This is a genomic window from Paenibacillus sp. AR247, from assembly GCF_002968895.1.
Lineage (GTDB): Bacteria > Bacillota > Bacilli > Paenibacillales > Paenibacillaceae > Paenibacillus_AQ > Paenibacillus_AQ favisporus.
The window spans coordinates 82787-90051 of the sequence record NZ_PCZT01000015.1; the positions used below are offsets into that span (position 1 = coordinate 82787).

Annotated in this window: 5 protein-coding genes; all 5 read right to left on the reverse strand. The window is 44.3% G+C overall.

The window, feature by feature from the left end:
• A partial coding sequence (locus CPT76_RS25015) for a small, acid-soluble spore protein, alpha/beta type (RefSeq protein WP_105444844.1) occupies positions 1-178 on the reverse strand: 178 nt, incomplete at its 3' end.
• A gap of 113 nt (positions 179-291) precedes the next feature.
• Positions 292-828, reverse strand: a complete 537-nt coding sequence (locus CPT76_RS25020) for a hypothetical protein (RefSeq protein WP_105444845.1) — start codon at positions 826-828, stop codon at positions 292-294.
• A 78-nt stretch (positions 829-906) separates the two neighbouring features.
• A complete protein-coding gene (locus tag CPT76_RS25025) occupies positions 907-4545 on the reverse strand; it encodes an S-layer homology domain-containing protein (RefSeq protein ID WP_181153031.1) in 3639 nt (1212 codons plus the stop codon).
• Positions 4546-5000: 455 nt separating this feature from the next.
• The gene (locus CPT76_RS25030) at positions 5001-5342 is read right to left on the reverse strand and encodes a hypothetical protein (protein ID WP_105444847.1); all 342 of its coding nucleotides are present in this window, start codon (positions 5340-5342) and stop codon (positions 5001-5003) included.
• Between the two features lie 133 nt (positions 5343-5475).
• Positions 5476-7265, reverse strand: a 1790-nt coding sequence (locus CPT76_RS25035; RefSeq protein WP_146116419.1) for an S-layer homology domain-containing protein, incomplete at its 5' end; no start/stop codon positions are given.

The window sequence follows — 7265 nt, forward strand, 5'->3', positions numbered from 1 at the left end:
CACGGCCAAATCCAACGCCTCCAGCTTCACCCAGGTCGGATGCAAACTCGGTGTCCGCACCGCTAGATCCTGCAGAACCGTACGCCGCACCCAGCCCAAACTCGGCAGCGATTTCATACTTCATTTGATTCAGCATATTCCGGCTTTCCGGTACCACTTTACGATTGCTTCTTGCCATGATGGATACACCTCCTGCAAATATGGTCTTGCAAGAGTAGTATTTGTCATCCGGCCGTCTCTAGACGTATAAATCATTGTTACTTCTGGCAAAAATAAGCTTATGTAGCACAATTATTGGATCGAATAACCGCCACGAACCATAACCGTCAGGCTGGATTTCACGCCGTCTTGAACCATGATGCCGCGTCCGGCTCTCGGGAAGGACATCAGATGGTTGTTTCCGACTGCTTGTCCATTGGTTACGTCTTTGCCATCCGTAAGGTCAGCAACGCCATTGGAGTCGGCACTGTAGATGACTGCATGTCCATTTCGGACGATAAACTCAGCACCTGCAGCGGCAATTAACTTCTCACCTGGTTTTACGGTGACGATCGTTACTTGGTCACTAGAAGACGATGAATTATTATTCCCGGAATTGTTGTTTCCATTATCCGTTGGTGTTGTAGGCGTAGTTGGCGTCGTTGTTCCTCCGCCCAACGCTTTTTGGATCTGTTGGTCAACGTAGCTCTTTGTTACCACCGGATCATCGGCTGTGCCCGCTTGGCCTGTTACACCAGCGCCTTGTGCGGTGATGTCAAAGATGGAGCCAAGGGCTACGCCTGCGCCGAGAACGATGACGGTAAGGGATAGTTTGGTGATGGACTTCATGGGGACCTCCTTTAAATTTAGAAATCTGATTAATGATAAAAATAACGAATTAATTAAGCGAAAATTATAGCATTATACCTACAAAAAAAGAAAGGGGACTAGAGATATCTCTAAGCCCCTTTTCAATAAAAACGACTTATTTACAGTTACGTCAGCAGTACCTAGATGGTACTTGTTTACTGTTTTGTTACTGGAGTTGCTAGTACCTTTTTTAACCGTTGCAGTTAGAGTAATATCAGTGCTTGCAGTGTCAGGTCTTTCAACTGGAAGCGAGTCTTTTTGAGTTACTCCTCCAACGCTCCAAGAAATAGTAGTACCGTTAGCACCAGTAGAAGGCAGTTTCACGCTAGGAGAATCTGTGTCTTTACCTACAACAGTCAGTTTATCAGCTGTCAAAGCTGCAGCATCTGCAGTCACAGCATCAGCATCATTAGCTGCTTTTTCACCAATAGTTACAGTTTTTACTGCACTAGCTGGAACAGCTGGGGTAGTTCCAGTTGCAGGAACTGCTTTAACGCGAATGTCGTACTTACCAGGTGCCAAATTAGGAATGCTTGTTTGGCCTTTCACTTCGACATACTTGGTATCTGCCTCACCGTTCTTTTTGTATTCATAAGTTACATTAGAATTAAGTCCAGTGATTTGCCCATTGTCCTTCCCAAATTCGGAATCAACAACTTCTACGGAAGGAGCAGCAGTACCAGTCAATGCAACGCTGTGTCCTACAAAGTTAGCGATAGGGTTATTTGCTTGGTCAACTACAGCCTTAGCATTGTTAACTTCAACTTTATAAGTGGCATTTTCTGCTCTGCTGCCAGTATCATTAACATTTACCAGAACTGTGTTCGTACCATCAACAGTAACACTGAATTCGCCCTTAGTTGCGCTCAATTCAACGTTATCAGTGTCACGGTAAACTCGGAAGTCACCTACCGCTACATCATTCGATTTAGCATTTACAGGCTCAGTGAATTTGATTGCAAACGAGTTACCATCACCTGCTACAGGGAAAGCTGCATCGCTGTCTGCAAGTGCTGGAGCGATACTATCTTTGAAACCTGCAGTTTTGTTAGACACAGTAACGTCGCCGCTACCTGCTACATTTCCTGCACTTGTAGTCAAACGAGACAGGTAAATTCTGAGGTTCAAATCAGATCCATCAGTTGCAAGATCCTTACTGAAGTGCAGAGTAACGGTAGATGTTCCGTCAACATCAACACCAGATACTTGTGGCGCATTTGTTCCTTCGTTTACAAATGCTCCAGTGCTGTAGGAGTAGATTCCAGAGTTAAACTTAACTGTTACAGTTTTACTGTCAACAAGCTCAACTTTATCTCCCAATCCTACTACAGTATCCTTGGTCAGATTGATAGTATTTTTACCAGCGTTATCAGTGAACTCCTTCAGAACATTTCCATTAGCATCCTTAAGACCCATAATTCTAAGCTCAGAGATGTTAGTGTAAGTTGTTCCACCATTTCCACTTGCAAGACTTACAATTTTGCCGTTAATGCTGTCTGCGAAAGTAATTGTTACAGCAGAACCGTCTTGTTGTGGAGTGATGTCAGCAATGTTAGAAGTCAAAGCGACAGCTTTACCGTCGATTTGAACAAGGTAGTTGGAGTAAGTAGTCAAAGACTCTACGTCCATCTTCTTGTTGAATTTAACAAACACTTTACGTTGTTGAGTGTTTACAGAAGAAGAGTCAATTGTTGGAGCGTTTTTGTCCGCCAATGTAACTGTTCCAGTGTAGTCGAGCAACGTGTTTTGCAGTCTAGTGTCATCTTTAACGTTTTGAATTGTCAATGTGTTGTTTCCAACAGACAAGTCAGTGTAAAGATCTACATAAACTACTTTGTGATCTTTGTCATCGCGTGTTGCTTGTTTTACAGAAACTGCTTTACCGTCTTTGTCTTTCACAGTGTAGTTAGCAGGTTTTTCCGCACTTGCTTCGTTAACTGCTTTAGAGAACGTTACTTTGATTTGACGAGCGTTCTCAGCAGAAACGTTGCTTACTTCAGGACGAGTTTGATCGATTACAGGATTAACAACTACGGAAGTGTCTTTAGCGATTTCGTTACCGGAGTAGTCTTTAACTCCTTCAACGAATACCGAAACTGCTCCAGTTGGGAGAGCGCGGTCAGCACCAAAGTCAAATCTGAATTTGTTGTCGGCCAGTTGCTTCACGCTAACAGCCGTGATTTTGCTGGAACCGGATTTCCAGTAAACTTTGCTTGCAGATACTGTGTCAACATCTACATCTTCAGAGAACGTTACTGTTACGCTTTCCAAAGTAGCAGTTGCTTCAGAAATAGTTGGTGCAGTAGTATCTTCAGCTACAGTGAAGTCGTGGGAAGATGCCAGGGAAACAAATCCAGCATAATCCTTAACTCCGCTAACTGTCACTTTATGATCACCAACAGTCAGAGCAGTGCTGCTGAATGGAGTCAGAACAACCGTTCTGTCGTTGTTACTTACAGTTACTTTACCAAAGAACTCTTTACCATCAAGAGTAAAGTTACTTTGAGTAACATTGCTTACCGGCTCACTGAATACTACTTTCAGAGATTTCGTTCCCAAAGATTTAACAGAGGAAACTTCTGGAAGCGAGTTGTCAACAACGGAGAACTCAACATTGCTTGCGCTGATTGTTTTGTCGCCAGCTTTTACATTGGAAACGGAAACAGCGTCAGTTTTGTTGTTGTTCAATACGCTGCCGGCTTTCAGCAAGAGGGTTGCAGTAGTCTTGTCATCAGACAAGGAAACCGAGTCAACCAGTTTACCGGATCTCAAAGTGTAGTTTGCTGCATTTTCAGCAGAGTCTTTATCAACTTCACCGTCGAATTTAACCACTACTTCTTTGAGGTTCGTAGCGCTAGCGCCTTGAACTTTAGTTGCAGTCGTTACAGCCCAAGTCACTTTTGCAGTGTACTCGTTGCCAGCTGCGTCTTTGAATTTCACTTCAGTTTCTTTGTTGGCTTCAAGCGGTTTGTCAAGTTTAACCTTTACTACTTCACCAGTAGAAAGTGTGAACTCAACGTTGCTTGGGTCAACGACTTTGTAAGTGAAAGTGATGTTAGCCGCTTGGTCGATTGCGTATGCAGCTTCAACCAGTTGGGAACGGCTAGCGTTTGCTTTGAAGTTAGCATCTTTAGAGATGAGGCCTTTATCGATTGCTGCTTGAACATATCCTTTAGCCCAGTCAGCTGCGTTGTTGCTTGGGTTTGCAGGAATTTCAAGTTTCAGCGCACGAGTCAGAACAGTCGCCATTTCTTGGATGGTTACTTTTCCGTTGTAGTTGAAGATTTTCTTCACGCTGTCTTGACCTTGCATGATGCCAGCAGCAGTTACTGCTTCGATGTAAGGTACTGCCCAGTTCTTGGCGTCGTAACCTTTATCTTTGTAAGAAAGAGTTCCAGTTACTTCTTTCAGCCCAAGAAGCTTCGTGATGACTTTCGCGAATTCAGCGCGAGTCATTTCTTTTTCAAGATGAGCAGATCCGTCTGGATAGCCGTTGAAGATCCCTTTAGCTGCCAGAGCGTCGAATTTTTGTTGCGGAGTTACTGCGGTATCACCGAATGCTACAGATGCAAACATGGAGAATGCCATTGCTGTAGACAGAGCGACTGTCAAAATTTTCTTCATAACCTTTTTTTCTCCTCCTTGAACATTCATCACATTAGAGTTTTCTTTAAATGGGTAGCTCGTGTTACTCATTAGCCAGTGCACCCCCTTTCCCGAGTTGAGCATGGTTCATATAAATGATGTCTGTGACGATATCACAGAAACTGGTAAACATATCAATTAAAAGCGGCAAAAAAAAGAGTAGATTCCTAATCCTACCTAAGTATTATACAATGGGCCCCACACAGCGTAAAGATAATTTTTCTAAAAAATAGACATCTTTCTTGCTTAGGGCAATGCTGGTTAAATACCCATCGTAATTGACTCTACATCTTAGACGCGCGTGTTTCTAAAAAGTTGCACCTTTTTTAAAAAAATTTCAAAATTGTTACCGAACCATAATAAAAGACGCCAGAAGGCCTGTTTGTCCAAGAAATATCTGGAAGACATTAACCTTTCCTCACTTGCTTGAAACAGGGAATACAAAAAAACAAGGCGCCGATTGGCACCTTGTTGGACGATGTAAATGAGTCAAAGGTTACAAAATATTAACGAATTTTCATGGCAAGCTGAATGATCTGAGCGCGCATTTCCGGACTTGTATTGAGGTTATCGTACATTTGCTCAATCGGCTGCTTATTCTCACGGTAAGTCTTTTCGTGTTTAATTGTCGAATGAGACCATTCAATGAGTTCGTTTTCGGAAATGACCAGCTCGTTATATGCATCATGGAATCCGGTCTCCATTACGAGACCCTCCATTACTTCTTGCGTAACTTCTCTCGTTTTCCGAGTGGTTTCGATTTTCTTCTCCAAAATGCTAGCTTTATTCTCAAAATTGGTCTTTGCTTTCAGATAATCCAGCTGCGCCTTCGAATAGATCGGTTTCATAAGATTGCCTTCACCCTCTAAGATAAAATATCGTTCTACGCCATTGTATCCTAATTTCCGACAAATTACAAAGAGTTGAAATTGGAAAAAGATAGCCCCTTCCCATAAATTAAGGGTAAGAGGCTTCTACGTACTAGCTTAGATTTTTAGGGAAGATGCTGGTGCTCTTCTTGAGCAGCTCAACGGCAATCTTGCCGGCTTCCGCACGCGTCATGCTGCTTTGCGGATTAAAATTATAAGAAGGCTTCTTCTGGCCGGTAATCGTAATCGGCTGACCGGCCATGATTTTAGCGCTCACGACAGCTGAAATACCAGGACGCGCGTATATATCAATTTTCCCCGAATCCTGGAACTGCTTATCTAACGAAGCTTTAAGCTTAGCGTCATTCGCAGGCATTTTCAGTTTCAGTGCGCGTGCGACCATGACCGCTGCCTGTTCACGGGTAATCGGTTCTTCGACACCAAAGTATCCCTCACCAATGCCCGTGACAATGCCTGCTCTGGAAGCCGTCTCAATGTATTTGAAATCCCATGTATCGGTCTTGGCTCCAGGCACGATATCGAAATAGGTCTGCACATTGTTATCATAATTCAGCGGGATGTCGAGACCTTTGACCAGCAATGTGGCGAATTCACCGCGAGTCGTCAGGTCATCCGCGCCGAAGGCGTCTGCTTGAACGTTGGACATAATGCCTTTGGCATAAAGAGCATTCAGAATGTCTCTCGCCCATGGATGCTTCGTAATATCACTAAATCCGCGGCTTTGCTTCATGACGACATAATAACCCGAGTCATCAAAAGGAACGGTAATGGTGTGAGCCTTCGTGTTCACGGCTCCTCCGACATTTTCCCATTCTGCTTTATCCGTAAATCGGAATACAGTAACGGTTGTGCCTGCCGCATCGACTACGTCAGGGTTAAACGCAATGGTCAACGTTCCCCGCTGGGAAGGTACAATTTTTCTCTCGGGCTCAAGGATCGACAGATCTCTGAAGTTACCCTCAATCGAGTAAGGCGCCAATCCATTTGTGGATGGCTTATAGCCTGGAGTATCTGGACTCCCAGATTCCCCTAATCCGGCGCTGATCCAATATACATTAGATACTCGTGTGAAGTTATACGTCTTGGCTGTAGAATTGAAGAACTCCAGCAGGTCGACCGGCAGCTTGATCGTTTCCTGTCCGTTCGGCGTTCTTTGGTCTTTATTCAAGCCGATCACGTCTCCGTAATCGTTCTTTCTTTCCAGGACCCCGTCTTTCGGATCTGCAATGCCGAACAGATACTTATTGTCAGGATAGAATTTGGCCACTTCCCCTACACCGACATTCGCCGATTTCAGCACGGTTCCTTTCGGGAAGGAGAGCTCCAGGGCTTTATTGAATGCACTGTACTTGGTAGCCGGTTTTTCCGTCATGTACTGGGAATCCACGGTCACGGCGCTGGTGTAATACACATCCACCGTTTGAGTGAGCGTCTGCGTGCCTCTTACAATTGAGATTTTGATCTTCGTGGATTTGTCCGGTTTCAGTCCTACATAATCATAGAAGAAACGATCGTTCATATCCGTTCTCTTCGTAGCTACACCTTTATCGACGAGAACTTGAGTGGCTCCTTCTGCCTCGATATCGAAACGCACAAAGTTCTTATTGACGACGATTTGGTCCCCTACGGTTGCTTTCGGCGACAAAATACGGAACGGTGCCACGACGCGTGTGATTTCAAGGCGCTGACTGGTACGCGCCCCTGTACTGTTGATCAGCTCCAGATTATAGACATGACTTCCTGGTGCATCAAACGGAATGTTTCGGATTCGCAGCAGGAACTTCCCATCAACTATGGCCAGATCATAGTCATAATCCTTGCCGTTGTATTGAAACTTGTCTGTTTTAATCTCTGTGGTTCCCGTTGTCACTTTGGATAGGT

Coding starts and splice junctions, on each gene's coding strand:
- CPT76_RS25020 (WP_105444845.1), bottom strand. CDS start 828: ATGAAGTCCATCACCAAACTATCCCTTACCGTCATCGTTCTCGGCGCA.
- CPT76_RS25025 (WP_181153031.1), bottom strand. CDS start 4,545: ATGAGTAACACGAGCTACCCATTTAAAGAAAACTCTAATGTGATGAAT.
- CPT76_RS25030 (WP_105444847.1), bottom strand. CDS start 5,342: ATGAAACCGATCTATTCGAAGGCGCAGCTGGATTATCTGAAAGCAAAG.